The following is a 22,355-nucleotide window of genomic DNA, read 5'->3' on the forward strand; positions in this document are numbered from 1 at the left end:
CTTAACGAATATGATGAAGTCAAGTTAAAAAATACTCTTTTAAAAATATTTTATTTCTAATTGGTATTCAAATTATATAAAGGAGATTTGGAGGAAAACGAAGATGAAGAAATTAAAACCCGCGCTTAGTGTAGTAGGGAGTTTAACAATGGCCTTTACACTAGCTTCACCTACATTAGCAGAAACAAGTCTTCCAACTGAAGGAAGCAAAGTTGAAGTATTTAAAGAAGACGCAAATGCAAAAGAAGGAAAAAACCCTGTATATGATACTAATGAAAAAATAGGAAATTTGATTACAGAAAATGTGGAGGTTGAAAATAATGATTGGGATAACGATGGTATCTCAAACGATTTGGAGAAGAATGGTTATAAGATTGAGTTTAATCAAAAAACCGGCAAAAATGAAGCGCTAGCATGGGATTCTGAGAAGGATAAAGGGAAGCTCAAATTTATATCAAATCCTATGAGTGCAAATTCAGATGGAGATCCTTTTACGGACATGTATGAAGTTGAGAATTATAACAGTAATTCTGATACGGACTTTAACCCTATAGTTGCCAATATGCCCAATCTACAAATTGGTGTCAAACGAATTGAAGTCGTTCCGATTGCAACCATTACAGATAATAACGGCGGATCGATTAGCAGAGGATGGGAAAAAAGTGTATCGACACAACATTCATTTAATGTGGGCCTAACTGGTACAGGTGGTGTAGAAGGCTCTGTTCCTAGCGGAAGTGTCTCGGTAAATGTGGGATATGGATATTCAAAAACAACTACTGAAACAGAGAGTTATACAAATAATTTTGATTGGTCTACTGCAACAACTGTTGATACAGCGAATGCAGCAAAGTTACGTGTACATCTAGAATATAAAAATACAGGTACAGCATCAGCTGAGAATGTTTCGCCTCATTTCAATATTCGTCTAGGAAACAAAATTATTAATACTGTAAAGGCAACACAAGGTCGATATAAGGCAAATCATTTAAGCACAGAAAAGGGTGGACGGAATACAACAGAAGTAGTAATCGACAGTCTAGAGGAACAAGCAGATGTGAATATTGCCCTATCGTTAGATGAACTGAAAGCTGTTGAACAAGGGGAACTTCTTGCGATTGAGGTTTTACCTACAAGTACAATGGATTTATCTATGGAAAAAGATGGAGATTTTATGAATTTAGGAGATTCAGGAAGATATGAATCCAGAGTAAATGCATCTACAGTACAGTTAGAAACAGACATAGGAAATCAACCGAAATTTAAGGTATATACACCTATAGATCAGTTTAATAAAGATTCAGTTTTATCATTTAACGAAGTTTTTCAACATGTAAATATAAATACAAATAAAGTAAAACATATTGTTGGTCGTCAAGGTAATGACTTAAACGTTGCCTCAGTTGACAGTGAAATTTTCGAAAAAATCAAAAATAACGAAACCGGCTCGGGTCATTTATCAAACGGAAATGCAAATAGAAACAACAGAACTAATTACGGTGCTTTTGAAAACTTGCAGCCACCAACATTAGCAGAAAGTAGTTACGATCCTGTCACTAAAAAGATTCGTGCATCAATTTTACCTGGTTTATTTGGAGCGAACAATGAAATCTCCGCTTCCTATCAAACTAGATATGGTAAAACAGAAACAGTAACACTAGTTAGAAATGGGAATGGACACATATATGAGTCTAGAGAAAATGTACCTTTTGATAAATTTTTAGCGTCAAACAAAGTTACATTTGAAATCAAGGATTCACAAAATAAATTACCTACAAACAGGATCTCTACCACTGTTAAATATAATACCGAATTTGATAATTATGTAGTAGATAATTCAGGTGAATTTGTTGTAGAGGGAGCTGCTTATACTATAGCAGATAATAATCCAGGCGAATCTAAAAGATATTGGGGGAGTCATCATGCCAGCAATAAATGGGAATACCTTCAGAGTGAACTTTCTAGCTCTGAAAAAGTGAATCTAGTTATTGAAAGAGTAGGGCAGCCTAAACCTGGACAACCGATCAAAAAAGATGAAGAGGTATTAATTAAATTCGCAAATCCTATTTATTCAGATTATGCCTATTTAAAACTTCAGGATGGTTATATTCATTTAGACCAAAAAAGAAATGCAAGTACTTTTAAATTTATTTCTGCATACGATGGTCCAGCATACTATAAACTGTTCAAAATACAATCTAATGGTAATGATATAAGGCGGGAATATGATAACGATTATATGAAATATGGTACCGGTAATGGGAGTAATATATGGAATCTAACAAGAGCTCAGTAAAAGAGAGCGATTCTGCTACAGATAAGAGCGTTGTTCCCATTGCTGCAAATAAAGAAAAGCTTTTGATAAGAACAGACAACGTCATCTAATATGAACTATACATGGCTGTTAGAACGTATGAAGCAAAGGGTATAATGGGCACGGTAACCTTGCCATTAAACTAAAGAAAACGTGATGTCCCAAGACTAATAAAGGGAGATCACGTTTTTGCATATGGGCGAACTATCGTAAGAACTTGTATAATGTTTTGTGCTGATTTCAAGGGATATATGATTCAGATTTATTAAGTTTGTTAGTTATCATCATTATATATAACTTTTAAAAATTTATGAGAGGAAATTTTATCAGAGAACTATTTTTTCATTAGTGGTGAAAAACAGAATTTTAATTATAGAGGATGAAGCGAATATCCTGGAAGTATGTAAAAGGTACTTAGAAAGAGAAGGGTATGAAGTCTATACAGCTATAACTGGAGAAGAAGGATGGAATAGATTCCATGAATATCAACCTGACTTAATTATTTTAGATTTGATGATACCAAAAATGGATGGTTGGGAATTATGTGAGAACATTCGTCAACAATCCAATGTCCCCATTATAATGTTGACTGCTAGGGGAGAAGAAAAAGATAGAATTTTAGGATTAACAATTGGGGCAGATGATTACGTGACAAAGCCTTTTTCACCTCGTGAATTAGTATTAAGGGTTCAAATTATATTAAGAAGAGGCAATCAGATAGCGCTCCCAGAGAAAGAACCTGTATTACAAGTGATAGAATTTCTAGGTTTAGAAATTTATCCAAATACAAGATGCGTATTTGTTTACGGAAATAAAGTGGAGTTAACCGTTACAGAGTTTGAAGTGCTATATATCATGGCTAAACACCCAAAGCAGGTGTTTTCTCGATCACAACTTCTGGATCTCATTTGGGATTTTGAATATGAAGGGAATACCAATACAGTTACTGTATTAATAGGTCGTTTACGAGAAAAATTGGAGAAGCATGCGAAACAAACACGTTGGATTCATACGGTTTGGGGCATTGGTTATCGTTTTGAGCCAAATGGAGGAAATGAAACATGAAATTACGTTATCAATTATTACTCATGAACACATTTAGCACCAGTATCATGGTGATTGCTATTTGGTATAGTGATAAGCGAATGTTACTTGCACCTGCACAAACAAAGTTATTAACAGGAATTGCTATTCTAGCAACGATTGGTTCAACAATTATTTTTTGGCTAATGACACGCCCGATTATGAGATCTATTCAAAACTTAATTGAATTAACAAAACAATTTGGTGATAGACAGTTCAAGACAACGTACATAATTGGAAAAGAACCACGGGAGTTTAAAGAATTGGCAACTGCTTTCCAACAGATGGCCCAAAATTTAGAAGAGGGATTTACCAAATTAGAAGAAGCAGAAAAAGCACGTAATGAGCTAGTTACGAATATTTCACATGATTTACGAACACCTATGTCTAGCATGCAATTAATGATTGAGGCTTTGCAGGATAATCTAATTGAAGATCCTGAAATGAAAAAGAAGTACTTAGCCACAATTCTAAAAGAAATTCAACGATTAAGTGGGCTAATTAACAACTTATTCGATCTTTCCAAGTTAGAAAGTGGACAGGGTGATTTTCACCCAAGTTTAACTCATATGGACAACGTTCTATTAGAGGTACTAGCGTCTCATTCGGTTTTATTGTCAGAAAAACAGATTGAATTAAAAGTACATGTTTCTGATACACTACCTCAACTTTGGATTATGCCATGTAAAATCGTACGTGTTATGAATAATCTATTACATAATGCTATTCGATATTCTCCAGTGTCGGGAGAGCTCTCGTTAATTGTAGAAGAAAATAAGCAAACTCAACAAGTAGAATTTATTATAAGTGATGAGGGGAAAGGCATTTCTCCAAGTGATCAATTACATATATTTGAACGTTTCTATAGAACAGATCAATCCAGAAATTCACAGTCTGGAGGATCGGGCCTCGGACTAGCTATTGCGAAATCATTGATTAAAATGCACAAAGGGGAAATTGGTGTACGAAATCGTTTAGATGGTAAACAAGGAAGTGAATTTTGGTTTACTCTGCCCATAACATTAGAAAAAAATAAAACTACTGAAAATTTTTTATAGTATTTAAGGTGTTTTATCAAATATGATGGTCTTGAAATTGAACTACTCACCACTTAACATCCTCACGGACTGTTTGAAGTGGGAGATTCCTAAGTACAGAAACCTAACGGTTTCTAATTCATTAGGCTATCCCCGTAGTTCCTACGGTTAAGAGACGAATTGCTTCGTTTCTAAGATTGAGCGCTGCATTTCGATCTCTATCGTGATGTGCGCCACAAGAAGGGCAATCCCACTCACGAATTGTTAGATTTTTAACGTTTTTGTTTTTGTATTCACAATTGGAGCATAATTGACTAGAAGCAAATGTTTTAGATACTATAACAACTTTTTTGCCATACCATTTTGCTTTATATTCCAACATAGTCCGAAATTGTGACCAAGATACTTCATTAATCGCTTTTGCAAGCTTTCTATTTTTGAGCATGTTACTGACTTGTAAGTCTTCCGTACCGATAACATCGTGGTTTTTGATGATTTCAGTAGAAATTTTATGTAAGTAATCAGCTCTTGCATTTGCAATATGTTCATGGATTCGTGCAACTTTCACACGTTGTTTATTCCAGTTCGAAGAACCTTTTGTTCTTCTAGAAAGGATACGCTGTGCTTTCGCTAACTTTTCTTCTAATGTACGGAAAAATTTAGGGTTCTTGTATGTTGTGCCATCAGAAAGAATGGCACAATCTTTTAATCCAACATCAATTCCACAAGTGGATTCAGTTTTAGGCATTTCTTGTACGTTTGTTTCAACAAGGATAGATACAAAGTATTTACCACTTGGGTTACGACGAATCGTTGCATGCAAGATACGTCCTTCTAATTCACGACTTTTAGCAAAGCGAACAAGGCCAAGTTTCGGTAATTTTATAGTGTTGCCTACAATTCCAATATTTCCGTTTGTTTGCTTAGTTGTGTAGGATTGAACCGTATTCTTTTTAGACTTGAATCGTGGCATATCATTCTGTTTCTTGAAAAAACGTAAAAAAGCATCTGCGAGGTTTTTTAATGTGGATTGAAGAGCGATACTATCTACTTCTTTTAACCAAATCGTATCCGGTTGCTTTTTTAATTGAGTAAGCTTGGCAGAGCAAGAGGGATAGGTTAACCCTTTTCCAACTTCTTTATAAGTATCGTTCCAAAGAGCAAGGAAATGGTTAAATACAAAGCGACTGCAACCGATCGTTTTAGCAATTACTATTTCTTGTTTCTTATTTGGATAGATACGAAATTTATATGCTTTATTTACTAACATAGGTTGCACCTCACTTTGTTATAGGATATCTACAGTATACAAAAAAATGTAGGCTTACGCCTACTGACATTCATCTCCCACCTAAAATTGGTGTTTCACACCTTCACATTTTTGAGGAAGGAGTCTTCTGTCAGAAAACGATAAAGAGAGAGAAGAAGGATATAACTTCTTCTCTCTCTTTGGATTAGGGCTGGGAATATCAATAGATATACCCTAAAGGGTTCTGTTGCAAAGTTTTCTAAACGAAATTAAAATGTAAGAAAAATGATTCGAGGAGCATGATGCATGAGATATTTTAAAGGAAAACAATTCAAAAAAGATATTATTTTGGTAGCCGTCGGCTACTACTGTCGTTTTTCTTTAAGCTATCGTGATGTATCTGAAGTCTTGAAAGAGCGTGGAATATCAGTTCATCCAACAACAATCATGCGTTGGGTTCATGAATATGGCAATCTTATTTATCAAATCTGGAAAAAGAAAAACAAAACTGCTCAATTATCATGGTATTTAGATGAAACCTATATCAAGGTCAAGGGGAAGTGGTGTTATCTTTATCGTGCGATTGATCGAGAAGGATACACCTTGGATATTCAACTTTGTAAAACAAGGGATCATCAAGTCGCTTATATGTTTATGAAAAGGTTAGTGAAAGCTTTTAGAGAACCAACAGTTCTCACAACAGACAAGGCCCCTGCTCTACTTTGTGCGCTCAAAAAACTGAAACATAATGGGTTTTATGTGCATACGAAACATTGTACTGTTAAGCATTTCAATAATCGCATCGAACAAGATCATAGACATATCAAACGACGTTTTGTTAAATCCGCAGGAGTTCAAAATCTCCGCCATGCTTCACGTACATTGAATGGAATCGAAACGATTCCTGCTATATACAAACGAAAGAGAAGTAATATTCCAGACTTCTCTTTTTCGGCATACAAAGAATTACAGCAATTATTCAAAACTTCTTAAACGATAACCGTATTTTATAAACGCGCTTAGTTTTTTCAAACTTTGCAACAGAACTTTTTTTCTAAAATGTTGGTTAAAGACTTTTGGGAATAGCCCCCAGAAATTTGATATAATTGAATATGGTATAAACTTACTTGCTAAAAAACAAAAAGGCGTTTCTCTTTTTTAGAGAAACGCCTTTTTTATTTAAAGAACAACTGTTTCCGCAGTTTTCTTCAATAGACCAAGATTTTATAACATATGATATTGAACATAAATATGTCTTTTATTTTAAACAATTTCGTTATTTTTAAGTAAATATATTGACTGAGGGTTTTAGGACTAGTCCAAACTTTATGTAATTAAATATAAAGTCAAGTGATTGCTTGGATCGACAATTATAATTATTAAGCCAAATCAAACTGCTTCACTTTTACATCTAAATTATTAAAATAATTTAGATGTAAAAAAGACAATTCGTTATTAAAAATCTAACGAATTGTCTTTTTTACTTACAAAATAAAATCCTACTTTAATACTTACCATACCTGCTCAATTTTACTTTGGAGTTAAAGTTAAAAAATTGCATTACAAAATTATCTACGAGTTTTATTCTAGCATATAAAACAAATAAATATCATTAATATAACGATATATGTAAAATTACATAATTTTTCATTGAACTTTGCATTTGAATACTCTTATAATCTGTAAATTTAAGCTTTAAGGGCTTTGAATAAATATCTAAAAAGTTCGTTCCCCTTTTTTTGGGGTGTAAGTACTGGGGGGTGGGGGCTAGCCCCCAGGAATTTAACGTAACTTTATATGACATAAGTGAAATTCTTGAACGGTAGATCAAGGCGGTTCGGCAGGTACAATTACTGGTCAAAGTCGTGCTACTGAAATTCTCATTTTTGGTATGTTCAGCTTGGCGACATATCCAAACCTGCCTAAAAAAGTTTTGCAAGGATGAAGCAAAGCAAAAAGGGTGGAGATTTTTGAGTGAATTTCTCAAAAATACATACTGTTAAATCCCTAAAATATTATTGAAAACCTTATGTATGTTGAAACAAGAGATTGTTTGCATGTGTATCACTCTTTTATGTACAATGAAAGAAAAACATCTTATGAGATGGGGAGAGAAAAACCCATGACCAACCAACAATTAGTGGATTTACGCATTGATTTTGCTTTTAAACAATTATTTGGTACAAATGGAAATGAGGATATTCTAGTTGCGTTTTTAAATGCAATGTTACAAAGTTCTTTAGAATCTCCTATTGTTTCTTTGCAATTAGAAGACCCACACTTGCATCGAGAACATGAAGAGGATAAATTATCGATTTTAGATATTTCCACAACATTAGATACGGGAACCAAGGTAAATGTGGAAATACAGCTAAATAATAATCATGATATGATTAAGAGAAGTTTATATTATTGGGGAAGGCTTTACACATCCCAACTTCAAAAAGGAATGCCATATAGTTCTCTCCATAAAACAATTACGATTAATTTGTTAAATTTCGTTATGTTTTCTGAATACGAGGCATTCCATACAACAGGAACTCTATGGAATCAACAACAGCAGAAGGTATTAAGTGATGATATAGAAATTCATATTGTAGAGATTCCAAAACTCATGCAACAGTGGCGTAATGAACAAGTAAATCCCTGGGAAGATTCGTTTGTTCGTTGGTTATTACTACTACCAGCGAATGAAGATGAACACTTAACCCAAACATTGGAGGATATTGCGATGAACCAAGACCCTATTTTACAAAAAGCAATGAATAAATGGGAACGTATGAGTCAAGATTCTTCTTTCCGACAAGCGTATGAAGCAAGGGAAAAAGCTCTCATGGATGAGGCCGCTAAGTTTGCTCATGCAGAGCAACAAGGGATTAAAAAAGGAATGGAAAAAGGGATGGAAAAGGGAATAGAAGAAGGGAAAATGCAACTTATTCGTGGTATGCACAAAAATGGAATGCCAATAGAAGATATTGCAAGGTTTACAAATTTACGTATTGAAGAAATACAAGAAATTTTACAATTATAAATAAATTAACAAATAACAGCAACGGATATATCTGTTGCTGTTATTTGTTAATGACCACCATAATTTTCAAGTGCATATTTCCAACCTACCCCTGGTTCATCAATATAATAACCAGTGTTTCCATCTGCGTATTCATTAAACTTCTTGGTGCTTCCAAAATACAAAGAATTTCATACTACAGGGCTTTTATGGAAATAGCAGCAGGTACTAGGTGATGACATAGAAACTCATATAAAAAACTTCATACTTTTAAACCAAATTAACGTATTTTTATATGATTTTGAATACAAATCGGTGTCGCACCTCTTTTAGGTACGGGGATTGAAATTAGAAGAAGTAATTTTAATTTATTGGGGCTGAAACAACCCTATAACAAGATTTGTCCTTTTGTTATAAAGGTAATTTTTGGAATGTATTTATTTGCAATCCGGCTCTCATCTATACCATATGAGAGGCGATATAACTCTTCACCTTTTACTTTGCCAAACCGCTTTATTAGATGTTTTTGCAACTTCCTTTAAGGAAAATAGTCCCATGCTGTGCAATACTTTTTCCGTAGCCTTTCCAATTCCCTATACTTTTTGAGGCGGCTTAATTTCCCATAACTTTTTCGAAACATCTTCATATGACCACATCGCAACCCTAGAGCTTGAATGTTTACTTTATACATCTAGAGCAACCTTGGCGAGAAATAGGTTAGGTGCAATTCCAATAGATGCAGTTATACCCGTTGTATCATATATCTCTTTTTGAATTTTTTTAGCAATTACAATTGGATCAAGTCCGAAAAGATGCGCTGTTTGTTGCATATCTAGAAAGCATTCATCTATTGAGTAAACGTGTAAATCTTCAAGCGCTACATATTTTGTAGAAATTTCCGTAATTTGATTTGAAATTTCAACGAATCTTCTCATTGTTGCATTCACAATAATAATGTTCGGATCTTTTGGGATTTCATATAATCTTGTTGCTGTAGAAATGCCCATTTTTTAAGTTCGGGAGTGGCGGCAAGCACAATTGCCCCTTTTCTATTTGCATCCCCGACGACAGCTAATTTTACTCTTTAAAGGATCTAATCCTCTCATTACACACGCACAACTGGCAAAAAATGAACAAAGATCAACGCAGAATATCATTTGATTCATGCATTTCGAGTAATCAAACATTGTTTTATCCTCCAAAAAAAGAACGTTCGTTCTCGTTATAAACCTTTTGTTTTGTGTTATACAACCATTTAAAAAAATATTTTTTATTAATATTATGGTACGTGAAATTATTAATTTATTTCTTCAATATTCGACCACTCAACAATATGATATCTCTTAATTTATTAAACTTATTTTCATTAATCCTAAATTAAGAAAAGCCTAAACCCTTGTGTATCAACAGGTTCAAGCTTTTAATTTTATAGGAATACCTTTTGCAACAAGTTGCCATTAGAATAGTGTATCAGCAACTTGTAGCTATTACTATGAATGCTATATTACACAAAATTATTACAGTTTTTTAGTTTTCTATTTTTATTATATGCCCTAATTTTACATTTATTCTTTATTTCGAAGTTTGAAAAATAGAAGTTTTGGACAAATTATAACTAAAAACAAATGAGGTGTACTATATGCCCTGGTTTAAAAAACCCCGTTCAAAACTTGGAAAATTCATAGATAAACACGATTTAAAACAAGTAGATATTGCCAAGGTTAGTGGACTAAGAGAGTCAACTGTTAGTCGTTTAGCAAATATAGACAGTGTTTCACCGAGCATGAAAAATGCTAATAAAATCGTCAATGCTCTACGGAAACTAACAGGAAAAAATGTTAATAACACAGATTTTTGGGCATGATAAGGGCTATTAAATGGCGTAGTCCTTTTTTATCAATTCGGTTGCCAAAAACCCATATTTTTTGTAATTTAGTTGCAAAGAAGAAAGCCTGTCGAACTACAAAACTTCTTTTAATAGAAATGTACGTACATACACATTATATTTTATTCCATAACTCTCTAACTTTTGTTCACGATAGTCTGATATTGTAAAAAATAAAATATTTGGTACGATATCCCTTTGTTTTTTATATAGCTTTGCAATTAAACCATAATATTTTATTTTTTCTTCATTGGTCGTCATATGCTGTAGCCTATCAATTTCTACAAAATGTGGTATTTCATTTATTAAATAGTAAGCATCTGGCACAATTGTTTTTTCTTCATTTTGATATCTAAATTTTATAACTTGCTCTGTCTTCCAGTCCGGAAAATCTAACCACATCCAAGCCTCGTTGCGTAAAAGAGTGTGTTCAAGTTGATGCTTCTTTTTTCGTTCATTTGGATCTACTCCTAACAAAGCATAACCTTTTTTATTGAGATAATATACATACTCACGGTTATGCGAGGTAACATGGCAATATTGTCGTAGGTCCTTCAAAATACGATTTGCATTTCGAATACTACCTAATGCATGAATTGCTTGCAATTGCCTCCTAGACGCAAACTCCAACTTATTTAAACTCGATAAAATCTCGATCTGTCTGGCTCTCTGTTTGAGCTTCTGATGCCTCATCTTGCTTCACCACCTTGTATTGCTTTAGTAACTCCCACATATCTTTATCCTTTAAAAAAGGTACTTGGATTTCCTCTGTACGATCAGTCTTAAATAATGCCCTTCCAGGAAGGGAAGGCAGATCCTCCAGGCCTGGTTCATCCAAAGCGACTTGGGAAGCAACAGCCGTTGGTAATCGAAAGCCTATTTTCACATCAGAGTTTTGTTTAATTTGTCTTGGTAATGTATCAGAAGTAGGATATTGCGTACAAAATATGAGCCGGAATCCTAAACCACCTCCAATTCTTGCGACTTCAGATAACATCTCCTGACACAAAAATAATACATCACGTTGTTTTTTAGGTAATCCTTGTGTAGGACATAGATTTGCTCCTTCATCTACTATGATGAAGCAACGCTCTTTAATTGATGTGTCTATGATATTGGTAAAATAGGACTTCTTCATCATTTCAATCTGTTTTTCCATCTTTTCACGTACCCCTATCAACATTTCTAATGCCTGTTCTGGGTTTTCAGCTACTTCTACAACTTGGGATAGCTCTTTGTAAGGACTAAATTCTAGACCTTCTTTCAGATCGATAATAAAAAAGTTCACGTGTTGAGACTGTTGCAAAATCAAACTAGTCATCACATTTTTTAAAAATACTGTCTTTCCAAAACGCGTCATACCCGCTACACACATATGCGGTGTTTTCTCAAAATCATGATATACATATTTATCTAATGCTTTCCCCATCATAACTCTCCATGTATGCTCTTTTAACAGATCCCTAGACCAATTCCACATTTCAGGTATTTGTCGCTTAAATACGCGAATATGAAGCTCTCTTTGATGGAACGATATTTTTACAGGTTTATATAGTCCTTCTTCTAATACTTCAGCTAATTTTTTGATAAGTTGACTTGGTACGCCGAGTGGTAACTTGTAAACATAATTCATACTTATATCATCTTTAATTTCTTTTATAAAAATGGGGTATTGTAATTCACCTTTATGTTGAACACATATCTTTGCAATTTCAAAAAACGTTGCAATTTTTTTCTTATCACTCATTCCGTTATTTTGATAAAAATAAGCTACAGTTATAAAGGTTGCTGGAATTATTAAAAGTGATAACATTCCCTCCATACCTCCTTAAGGTAGTTGAGCTTGTGTGGAAGCTTAGAAAAAACGTTTAAGATACGCTATTATAATCATTTTCAACTACCAGATGTAGTTCTAGCGTAGAAACACATCTAGTATATCCATTAGAACATACCAAACGCTCCCAATCAGTAAACATTTAAGACCCGCACGTAGCAACCAACCTGGAAGGTAAAAACCTTTCTTCTTTAGCAATTTTATTCCTAGAACTGAAGCACCCGTCACGCCATATACAATACCCAGTTCTCCAATGATTGTCATGCTATTAACCCCATCCTTTTGGTTTAATGGACAGATTCCCTTTACCATCCTTAAAAAGTTGATATTCATCTAGTAGCTCATTCCAAGAGACAGCCTGTTCATCACCATACAGATCCTCTTCGATTTGTTGACTTAAATAATAATAACCTCGGTATTGTCGGTCCAAGTATACTTCATGTCGTAACATGTGCTCTTGTATTGCACAAATATTATCTTCCTTTTTGGTTTCTTTGTACATTTGTTTAAGCATTTGCGAAGAGTAGAGGTAAGGGGTGCTATATAAGATTTGATATTGATTCATCTCATCACCATCCATATAGTTTTCTAGATACATTAAATACATATGATGGTGATGCGCATTTTCGAATTTGTACACAAAAATACGTCATTCCAAAATAGGAATGACGTTCGACAAAAAGCTTAAATTCTTTGAAATTGTACTATAACATTAAAAGATAATTGTGAGGATAGCCATGGATTTATTTCTTAAAACACAAAATGATGGTTAATGAATTATACACTTGTTGTAGTTCTTCTATAATTATTTATTATTGTTATACTGTATCAGTTTGTTTATGACGGTTAGTTAATAAAATCTAATATAAATATATAGCTTATATATATTAAAAATATAAAGATAAAACTTATATAGGACCGAGAAATGTACGTATATCCTTACTGTAACAAAGCCTTTTAACATTTCATAGCGTAAAAAATCATAAATAGAAGAATTTAACAACGGAAAATTAGGTATTAATATGATTTGAAATCTACAAATAATCATAAATGGAATTTAGTATTCCTACATAAAAAATGAAACAAATTGATACATTGTTAAACATATTTATTCAATCGTAAAATTTCATATGAATTCACTGAATTTCCATAATTTGATTGTAATTACCCACAAAAGATTCACATTATGTGTTAATTAATCAACATAATCCAAATTTAGCACATAACTCACATTAATATTGATGATTTTTGATAGATAAAGGCGTATAAGCTATTTATATCAATGATAATTGCACTAAATTATTCACATTGTGTGTTATTTATCTACTTATCCACGAAATTTAATTTTTTTCTTATGATTTCTTGTAGATATTTGAATGTATATAGACAGCTCATAACGTCTTTGTATGGAAGTATGTGTGGAAATGTAGATAGGTACCATACTATTTTTGTATATGATTGCATAAAAAAAGACCCTATTATGAATAGAATCGAGTAAAGATACTTATTGTGAAGAAGGATTAAAAGTTTTTTGAATATGCGTATCAACACGAATAGCCCTCTATCTTGAATTTTTCCAAAAATAGAGAGCTGATTATGATTAGTGCGTTTTCATTACTGTCAGTACTTGCTCAGCTGTTGTTACTTGGATACCAGCACGTATTAACTGTTCAAAGGCACGCATAAATGTAATTAAGTTAAAGTTATCTGGTACTTCAATAACGCGAAGCTTTTCTTTCGGTAATCTATCTATCTTTTCAATGAACAATTCACGAACATCACTAGGAATAATGCGATCTTTATGTCCTCTTGCTTTTAAGAGTTCACGTATTTCTATTTCTAAAGCCATATAAGCGTTTAGGTTTGTACCTTGTTCATAGGCGTACTTTCTAAACAACGTTTCTTCTTGATACTTTAGATAGTTGCGGTGATACGATTCCTCTGTAACAGGTACAGCAAATTTGTAGTTTAGTAATTCATACGTTTTGCGGAACAACTTTTTGATGTTTCGCAGAGAATACATAGAGAAATGCAATCCGAAATCAAATACAGCTTGTTCTTTTTGTTCTTTTGGAACATGCTGTGTAATAAGAGGATAGATACCTTCTTTAGCCGCTGTATCAAGGATTTGATATTGTGATGTTTGATTTAATAATTTCTTCAATGTATATACTAATTTACTTGGATATTCTTCATTACGATCTATCATGTCACGTAAGCTATGAATTACACTTCGAATTTGTCGATGGCACGTATGTTTAAGCACATGAATAAATTTGTTTAAGTCTTGTGTAAACTCTCCAATACTCATTTCTTGTAGTACGGATTCGATAAAACGAGCTTTACGAGCATAAGTAAGCTTTGGTGTGAATGGATCGCGATACTGTACTTCGCCGATTTCTTTTGTACATAAGAAATCCGTATGTAAGGATAGATATAGAGTTGTATATCTTTTTTTATTCTTAACCCCTTTTTGTAATTTGCAAATTTTGAATAATGGAGTCCCCGTACATGGTAATGCAGTTGTTAATTCTGTCATAACTGCGCGGATTTGATGTGGATATTTTTTATGTAAAAAGCGATACATCCCACCAAAATGAGTTTTATTCCCTCTTTCATCCTGTTTGTCTAAAGAACGTTTTAGTGTAGTTTCACTATGCTGTTGCATTGCAATATCTAAGTATAGTTTTTTAGATGCAATTGATAACTCAAAGAAAGCTTTCGTAAATACCACTGGGCTAATATAAACATATGCATTGGCCTTTTCAGTTTCTTCATTCATAAAATGAGTTAATTTAATTGTATATCGGCCATCTAATTCATTTTCAATCGTAATAATGTTATGTATACTTAATTTCTTTAATGCAATATAGAATTGAGAATGCTGTATGTAAGCAAATTCTTCTTTATATAGTTTGTAATCTTCCCACATCATATGTATTGTTACATTTGGAATGACTCCATTCGTATAACATTTTTTATGTAGATATAAGAAGACTTCCAAATCTGCGTTTGTAATACCATATAATTTATGTTTTCTTCCCATTGTTTCCGAAATAGCAGATAGTGTACGACGTGAAAAAGATGGTTTAGCCTGTGCTACGAAGCCATCCACATCGGCAATACGCTCCTCGTATGTCATATGATCAACAATATCCTCAAGGTATGTATCTTTATAGCTGTAGTATTTCTCTTCGAAAGTTTCAACAAGTTTTTGCCAAGACTTCAGTGTTACTAAAACTGCATTTGTAGATTGTCCATTTAGACTACGTTGATTACGAATAATAAATGATTTCCCCATCTTTTTCACCTCCTACCTATAAATACCGAAATAAATATCCAAAAACTATAAAATATATCAATTTTGATTATACCAAATCGAAATTTGATGAAATACGTCCCTTTAAGAGAAAAAATGAAAACATGAAACGTCCTTTTATCCCTTGTGTATCAAGGGGTTTCAGGATTTGTGTATATTTTTTTATGGACATGATATCGCTATAGATTTTCATATTGGTAGAAAAGATGGAAAACAGAAAAAAAACCTTGTAAACATGATTAAATCAACAATTAAATCGATTTTTTTCAAAATAAAAGGGACATGATATAGCTATAAATTTTCATGTTTATAATTGCGGGTTAAAAAGATGAAAACCCTTTAAATAGTGATGTTAATGGGTTTTATCTGTATTTTTATAATTGAAAAAGGGACATGAATTAGCTAGGTGAGTTTTCATGTTCGGGTAAAAAAAGGGACATGATATAGCTATGAGTTTTCATGTTGCATAAATATATGAAAATAGAGTTAGAAACGTGTAAATCCTTAATATGAAAAGGTTTATGGGCTTTTTATCTAACAAGAAAGGGACATGATATAGCTATGAATTTTCATAACTAATAGTATTGCTGTAATAGAAAAGCTTATATATCAAGCTTTAAGCAATTTTAGAAAAAAATTTCGAGTTAGTAAAAAAGGAACACATAATGTTATTTTCGTTTCATCTTTTGTTAAAAAGGGACATGATATGACTATAAATTTTCATGTTGATGAATTTGAGGTATTCGAAGTAATCGAAAAATTAAAGCACTAAACAAGACTTGTAAAGCCGAGTGCCCCTGTTGAATATTGGGTATGAAATGATTAAATTTTATTTTCAAGCTATAGAAACTATGTTTTTAACGTTAATTTAGAACAGGATGAATAAAATGTCGAAAATAAAAGAATTTTGTGTTTTTTTGTTGATTTATAGTATTTTTAATGTTAAACTCATAACAACAAAGAAAGAGTAAACAAAAACCCTTAGTGATTAAAAAAATCAGAATTTTCAATCTTTTTATTAGTTTACTTCATGTGATTTACCTGTTTGTGTATTGCTTTCCACTCTTTCTTTGTTTTTCCCTATAAAAGAGAGCGACCTGTTTTTATCCAAATTTGTTCTTTTTTCATTTCTTCTATAGCAGTTTTAGCTGCTTTTTCTTTTTCTATATTTCTGTAATGAATAATTTTTAATGAAAACGGAAGTAATCTTTTGTGAATTTGAAATAAAGTTTAACCGTTTTGAAAAGATTACCTGTTTATAAAAAAGGTTCACTGTTTTATAGCTTTGGATTTTACAAATCGATTGAGTCTTGTATAATCAGTTAAAGAGCTGGCTATAAGTATACAAACTAGAGCCTTTAACATGTTAACAGTGAAACGGAAGGTGGAATATTCTGATTCCATTTCTAGTTTAAAAAAAAGGAACATCATATAGCTAATTATTTTCAAATTCAAATCAATAATAACTAAATGTATATAAGGAGCCGAATTTATATGGAAGACGTTCTACAATTGTTTAGAGATGCACTATCAATAACGGAACAATTGTATAAACAAGATGAGCAATTGTGGCATAAATGGGTATCCTATTATGTTGAGGTTGAAGCAGATAAAAGTAAAATTGTGACTTCAGAATACCTTTCTCCGTCATTTTCAATGCTCGTACAGTGGCTAGAACAACAACAAAAAAAAGGTATTTCTCCTCTAGATATATATAGAAATATAGATGATTACAAATTAATCATCGATGAGAAAATAGGTATCTTTATTGAACAAGAGTTTCGTAAAAATCAAAAAGTTAGTAATAAAGTGCATACAGTAACAAGTGAATCTGATGCGAACATATTGAATGAAAACTATTTAGAAGTAAATAACTCCGCCGTCTATTATAAGTTAAGAGATGGAATAGCTAAAAATCAATTTGAAGAAGATGAAAACACACGGTTAAAATCATATCCTATTGAAACAAAGGATAGTAATGGAGTGGCACAGCTTTCCTCTCATAAAGATGAAGATTTAAAATTAACGAATATTGAAGAGGCAGCAAGATGGAATACATTAGTAGATGGTGTAATGAGTAATATGGATGATCTAACTGCAGATTGTTTAGATACTATCACGATTCAATGGTTGAATGAAGCAAAATCGCCTGATGAATTTATTGATTTTTCATATGAACAAGTTTTGGAAATGTGCAGTATTTCAAAAGCTAAGGCAAATGGTATCGAATATTATAGGGTAGAAGATAAAATTAAAGTAGCGAAGCGGATTGCGGTCCTAGCGAGTATTTTTATATATCTAAACGATGACAATGAAATAGTCGTATTAAATGATCGCGCTGAAACAGGTAAGCATTATGAAGTAAAACGCGAGGTAATTAAAAGACTATTTGTATTAGATTCCGTAGTTCTATGGAGAGATAAAAACACAAACGAATACATGGGGATAGAATCTTGCCGAATCAAACCGGGAAGTTTCTTATCCGGATATCTATATGGATCTAATAGTACTACCGCATTATTATCAAAAAAGGCACTTGAATATAATAGTTATAGACACAAATATCATAAAAGGTTAATTCGATATTTGACATGGCAATGGAGAATACGTCAAATGTTTTCTAGTTTACAAAGACCTTATTCTATAGGTGGAGATAAAGGTTTGTTAGCAGTTATGGGTATAAACCAGAAACAAAAACCGAATCGTATTCGCGAACAATTAGAAAATGTTCTCATGGATCTAGAAAGAGAAAAGGTAATTTCTCATTGGGAATTTGATAATGGTTTAGAAGAAGAACAACTGACAAAGAAGAATTGGTTTAAAAACTATTATTCACAGTTAGGAATAGTAATATTACCACCTCAAGAACTAATTAGTTCAATGGAAAACTTAGCAAAAAAGAAAACAATTGATACAATACATGGGGAAAGTCAGCCAATAAAAATTGTAGAAAAACCAATAGATACGAGTGAAAATGAACAAGTAATTAGAGAGAAAGTAGAGTTTGTACATATGAAAAAGAATATAACTATGCGAGAACTTTCAATAGAGATAGGTATATCGCAGCCTACTCTTTCTAGATTTTATAATAAAAAAACAAAACGTCTCTCTAGTACGGCGAGAAGCAAATTAAACCAATGGTATAAGAGACAGTTAATTATCGATAAGATGTAAGTTGAAAATTAAACTCTAAAAAAGAGTCCTATTTCTAGGACTCTTTTTGTTATGTTGACAGCATTAATTACCAAATAAACTTGATGTATCAAGATCTTCATATTCATCATTCGAAACGGGTGATACAGATTTAGAAACGTCTTCCTTTTTTACATCTTCATTATCATATTGCTCTTCAGAAGTCTCAATTTCTTCATTAGGAGATTTTCTCTCATTATGGATGCTTGAGTCTTCATTTTTGATAATGAGATTTGAATCTTTCGATATGATCCGTCTAACCGCATTTAAAAAATCTTTATCTTGAAGTAAGATATCTCTTTGCATTTGTTGTTGAATCTTATAATCACCGACATCTTGTAAGCCATGTTTATCAATAAAGTAACAGACAAGTTTATATAATGAATCTGCTATATTCCCTTGAGATTCAAACCATTTAAAGAATTCCTCGTTCTCAATTTTTTTGAGATTCCAAAAGAAAGATTCTCTTTTCTTGTCAGCCATATTATCTCACCTTTTTTCGAGTAAGAATTTTCTTGATAACCTGCATCCCTCTAGCATTCATATCTACAGCATATTTTTCTGGAATCCATAATAAGTACATACCAACTTGCTCACAGTACTCTAATAATTGATCATATAATTCATCCTTAAAAGTAACACTTCCCCCACCATATACACATAAAATTTCAGCTTCACTAGCTGTATTACTTACATATTTTTCACCTGTATCTTCTAAGATAAGTTCAGCCTGTTCCACTTTTGTGATATTAAAGTACCCAGTTGCTTCTTCATGATACTTATGGTCTGAATCTTGAAGGATTTGTGAAAATTGTTGGCGTTTAATGTTTGTTCCACGCTCTTGGTTTAATAGCTTAACAGCCTCTTCTGTAGCATGCCCAACTCCACGTCTTTCTCCACTACAAGCATCAATTACTGGATTTACGCCAACTGTGTATATATACTCAGTTGTTCCATCTCCAATGTCACTATGTAAGATCTTTTTGTTCTTAAAGAATGCTTTTTTTACTGTTTCTACCTCAAGTTTGTCTTTATATAGTTTAATAAAATCACTAAACATATCTTCTTCGCCTTCAAGGATTGCATATAAAGGAGGAACACCTTCTTGAGTAATGTTTGCACTGTTAAATGTTAAGCTGACCGTTACTTGTTCTTCCCCTACATAAACAATTACAACATGATTTGAATTAGTAAAACGTTGCTCTAGGTGCTTAGCGTTTACAGGTGTCCATTGGCTTGCTGGAATAGCTGAAATAAGATCAACAGTCACATTAATTGACTGTGGGAGTTGCTCCGTTCTTTCCCATTCAAGCTGGACTGATTTATTTGCAATAAGTCCTAGCATATTAATTAACGGCAAATCATCGTTATATTTTTGACCTACTTTAATGTTCATGTTTTTTGGGTTCTTCCCTGTTAGCATCGCTCGATGACCAATAAAGTACATCCCAGATCTTCTAATTGATTTACTAGCAATATTTACAAACATATTATCTACTAAATTAATTACATTTTTTTGAATGTTTGTTTCTGTTACATTGGGCATTGAGTAAACGCTTTGATATACGTTTTTCATTTTTATGTATTCACCATTGATGTAACCTTTAAAAGAATCGTTCCCAATATCGCCTTCAATGTCTATATGAAGATTATTCCCTTTTAGATCTGTCATAACACATCACCTCTATGATTTTTATTTCTTATTTATATTTAATAACTATATTATAACTTGAAATTAGAGAGAAAACAAGGTTTTGAAAGGAATAAACCTAAAATAAATATAAATTAGATATATTATAGATATTTAATCAATATATAATTAATTCATTCTATTTTATAGATTGATTAATTAGGGTTATATTAAAAATTAATATCAATTAAATATCTAATAAATAGTTATTAGATATTTAATGGGTATTCATTGGAATTCATTTCAGTATGTTTGTTAGATTAATTATTTTCTAGTTAATTGTATGGTTTGTAAGGCATTTATATAAGCCTTGGAGAAGTCTTCTATATGCGTTGAATGGATTCCTTTAAGATGTTTTTGGGAATTAAAGTTAAAATTAAAAGTTTAGATTATAATCTTTTTAAGAGAAGTTGAAGTTTTCGAGGATGTATTTAAATCCGCTAACAGACAAACGTTAACGAAGTGTTAACTTGGTGTTTAATATTACATGAACGCTATACGTTATCATGGCGTTTATCCCTTTAATAACAACGTTTATAAGGTTTTTTAGAGTTTTTTCATTGAAAAGGATACGAATGAGTCACTTGGTGTATATTTCGATTGAATTATTCACCACTTAACATCCTCCCGGACTGTTTGAAGCATGAGATTTCTAATTTAGTGGGTTATTTTTATCATTTTAGCCAAGAAGACTCCTTCCTCAAGGAACACGAAGTGAGTAGGTGGGAGATGAATTGGCTTCGGACAAGGGATGGCAGGAAGCCATTTTAATTGTTCGACATACATAAACTGTTACTTCACTACCTATCGAATGTACGTTTGTTGTATAATAGGCACATATCGAAATGGGGGTGAAATGAATGATAATCAATAAAGCATATAAATTTCGTATCTATCCAAATAAAGCACAAGCGACCCTAATCAATAAAACGATTGGCTGTTCTCGTTTTGTATTCAATCATTTCCTATCCTATCCCTATGGGATAATGCATGCAAAGAAACAGGAAAAGGTTTGACATATGGGACATGCTCTGCCAAACTTCCTGCCATGAAGAAAGAGTTTGTTTGGTTAAAAGAAGTGGATAGTATTGCGATTCAGTCGTCTGTTCGCAACCTTGCGGATGCTTATACACGCTTTTTCAAAAAACAAAACAGTGCCCCGCGTTTCAAATCTAAGAAAAACAACTTACAATCTTACACCACAAAACAAACAAATGAAAACATTGCCGTTGTAGGAAACAAAATGAAATTGCCAAAACTCGCGAAGTAAAGGGACGTATTTTAAATGCTACGGTTAGACGGAACCCTGCTGGCAAATACTTTGCATCATTGTTAGTTGAAACAGAAGTGCTAGAACTCCCGAAAACAATTTCTATAGAGCAAGTAAAATATTAAGTAGGACTCTCTAGGTCTAGAGTAATAATGAATAGACCGCTTAAGTTATTGTGTTTAAAAAGTAATAATGAAAGCATTAATTAGAGGGAGTACCTTGTATGTAATTCAACTCAATTATTTAAGTTGAAATTCATTTTTTAGCAAATAAAGTAGTTAGTCGGATTTGAAAGTTTAGTATTTTCAAGAGAATTTGATGTTTTAGAGAATGCATCTAAATCTCCTACAGTATAAACGTTATCAAAGTGTTATTTTAGTGTTTAAAATAACGTGAACGCTGTCCGTTTTTGTAGCGACTATCCTTTTTATATCAACGTTTATAAGTTTTGGAGAGGTCATATACTAAGGTC

Annotated in this window: 16 protein-coding genes and 1 pseudogene; 8 read left to right on the top strand and 9 right to left on the bottom strand. The window is 32.5% G+C overall.

The genetic code is table 11. The annotated features are described in order from the left end of the window. Positions 1 to 103 precede the first annotated feature (103 nt). From ACP6L7_RS09220 to ACP6L7_RS09230, 3 genes are all read left to right on the top strand, one after another. Positions 104 to 2,296, top strand: a complete 2,193-nt coding sequence (locus ACP6L7_RS09220; RefSeq protein ID WP_430529056.1) for a binary toxin-like calcium binding domain-containing protein — start codon at positions 104 to 106, stop codon at positions 2,294 to 2,296. A gap of 369 nt (positions 2,297 to 2,665) precedes the next feature. Beyond that, entirely contained in the window at positions 2,666 to 3,379 is a 714-nt protein-coding gene (locus ACP6L7_RS09225; protein ID WP_430529134.1) for a response regulator transcription factor, read from the top strand. Continuing rightward, positions 3,376 to 4,455, top strand: coding sequence for a sensor histidine kinase (locus ACP6L7_RS09230; RefSeq protein ID WP_430529057.1), 1,080 nt, complete (start codon positions 3,376 to 3,378; stop codon positions 4,453 to 4,455). Before ACP6L7_RS09225 ends, ACP6L7_RS09230 begins: the two co-directional genes overlap by 4 nt. Before the next feature lie 121 nt (positions 4,456 to 4,576). Here the strand turns inward: ACP6L7_RS09230 and tnpB are convergent, their stop codons facing one another. Further along, a complete protein-coding gene (tnpB, locus tag ACP6L7_RS09235; RefSeq protein ID WP_430529058.1) occupies positions 4,577 to 5,704 on the bottom strand; it encodes an IS200/IS605 family element RNA-guided endonuclease TnpB in 1,128 nt (375 codons plus the stop codon). Between the two features lie 285 nt (positions 5,705 to 5,989). Between tnpB and ACP6L7_RS09240 the strand changes: the two genes are divergently transcribed. Next, the gene (locus tag ACP6L7_RS09240) at positions 5,990 to 6,676 is read left to right on the top strand and encodes an IS6 family transposase (protein ID WP_430529059.1); all 687 of its coding nucleotides are present in this window, start codon (positions 5,990 to 5,992) and stop codon (positions 6,674 to 6,676) included. Between the two features lie 1,129 nt (positions 6,677 to 7,805). Further along, positions 7,806 to 8,714 (top strand): Rpn family recombination-promoting nuclease/putative transposase, encoded by a 909-nt coding sequence (locus ACP6L7_RS09245; protein ID WP_430529060.1) that lies wholly within the window; start codon positions 7,806 to 7,808, stop codon positions 8,712 to 8,714. Between the two features lie 662 nt (positions 8,715 to 9,376). Here the strand turns inward: ACP6L7_RS09245 and ACP6L7_RS36260 are convergent. After that, positions 9,377 to 9,700: a Y-family DNA polymerase gene (locus ACP6L7_RS36260; RefSeq protein WP_489686862.1), complete on the bottom strand. Its 324-nt coding sequence runs from the start codon at positions 9,698 to 9,700 to the stop codon at positions 9,377 to 9,379. 632 nt (positions 9,701 to 10,332) lie between these two features. Here ACP6L7_RS36260 and ACP6L7_RS09255 point away from each other — a divergent pair. Further along, positions 10,333 to 10,557, top strand: coding sequence for a helix-turn-helix domain-containing protein (locus tag ACP6L7_RS09255; protein WP_430529061.1), 225 nt, complete (start codon positions 10,333 to 10,335; stop codon positions 10,555 to 10,557). 96 nt (positions 10,558 to 10,653) lie between these two features. On the opposite strand, the gene ACP6L7_RS09260 is transcribed toward ACP6L7_RS09255, so the two are convergent. From ACP6L7_RS09260 to ACP6L7_RS09280, 5 genes are all read right to left on the bottom strand, one after another. Next, positions 10,654 to 11,271, bottom strand: a complete 618-nt coding sequence (locus tag ACP6L7_RS09260) for a replication-relaxation family protein (protein ID WP_430529062.1) — start codon at positions 11,269 to 11,271, stop codon at positions 10,654 to 10,656. Then, the gene (locus ACP6L7_RS09265) at positions 11,210 to 12,391 is read right to left on the bottom strand and encodes an FtsK/SpoIIIE domain-containing protein (RefSeq protein ID WP_430529063.1); all 1,182 of its coding nucleotides are present in this window, start codon (positions 12,389 to 12,391) and stop codon (positions 11,210 to 11,212) included. Before ACP6L7_RS09265 ends, ACP6L7_RS09260 begins: the two co-directional genes overlap by 62 nt. Positions 12,392 to 12,490: 99 nt before the next feature. Continuing rightward, a complete protein-coding gene (locus tag ACP6L7_RS09270) occupies positions 12,491 to 12,676 on the bottom strand; it encodes a hypothetical protein (protein ID WP_000152454.1) in 186 nt (61 codons plus the stop codon). A gap of 4 nt (positions 12,677 to 12,680) precedes the next feature. Continuing rightward, on the bottom strand, positions 12,681 to 12,977 hold the full coding sequence (locus ACP6L7_RS09275) for a hypothetical protein (protein ID WP_430529135.1): 297 nt from the start codon (positions 12,975 to 12,977) through the stop codon (positions 12,681 to 12,683). A 1,035-nt stretch (positions 12,978 to 14,012) separates the two neighbouring features. After that, entirely contained in the window at positions 14,013 to 15,713 is a 1,701-nt protein-coding gene (locus tag ACP6L7_RS09280) for a hypothetical protein (protein ID WP_430529064.1), read from the bottom strand. 1,512 nt (positions 15,714 to 17,225) lie between these two features. Between ACP6L7_RS09280 and ACP6L7_RS09285 the strand changes: the two genes are divergently transcribed. Continuing rightward, the gene (locus ACP6L7_RS09285; RefSeq protein WP_430529065.1) at positions 17,226 to 18,905 is read left to right on the top strand and encodes a helix-turn-helix domain-containing protein; all 1,680 of its coding nucleotides are present in this window, start codon (positions 17,226 to 17,228) and stop codon (positions 18,903 to 18,905) included. A gap of 63 nt (positions 18,906 to 18,968) precedes the next feature. Here ACP6L7_RS09285 and ACP6L7_RS09290 read toward each other — a convergent pair whose 3' ends face one another. Together ACP6L7_RS09290 and ACP6L7_RS09295 are read right to left on the bottom strand one after the other, a co-directional pair. After that, positions 18,969 to 19,406, bottom strand: coding sequence for a hypothetical protein (locus ACP6L7_RS09290; RefSeq protein WP_430529066.1), 438 nt, complete (start codon positions 19,404 to 19,406; stop codon positions 18,969 to 18,971). Position 19,407: 1 nt separating this feature from the next. Next, entirely contained in the window at positions 19,408 to 20,595 is a 1,188-nt protein-coding gene (locus tag ACP6L7_RS09295; protein WP_430529067.1) for a ParM/StbA family protein, read from the bottom strand. Positions 20,596 to 21,473: 878 nt separating this feature from the next. Between ACP6L7_RS09295 and ACP6L7_RS09300 the strand changes: the two are divergent. Then, positions 21,474 to 21,987: pseudogene (locus ACP6L7_RS09300) on the top strand (RNA-guided endonuclease TnpB family protein); the annotation flags it as partial. Between the last annotated feature and the right edge of the window lie 368 nt (positions 21,988 to 22,355).

Source organism: Bacillus silvicola, from assembly GCF_050524305.1.
Taxonomy (GTDB): domain Bacteria; phylum Bacillota; class Bacilli; order Bacillales; family Bacillaceae_G; genus Bacillus_A; species Bacillus_A cereus_AT.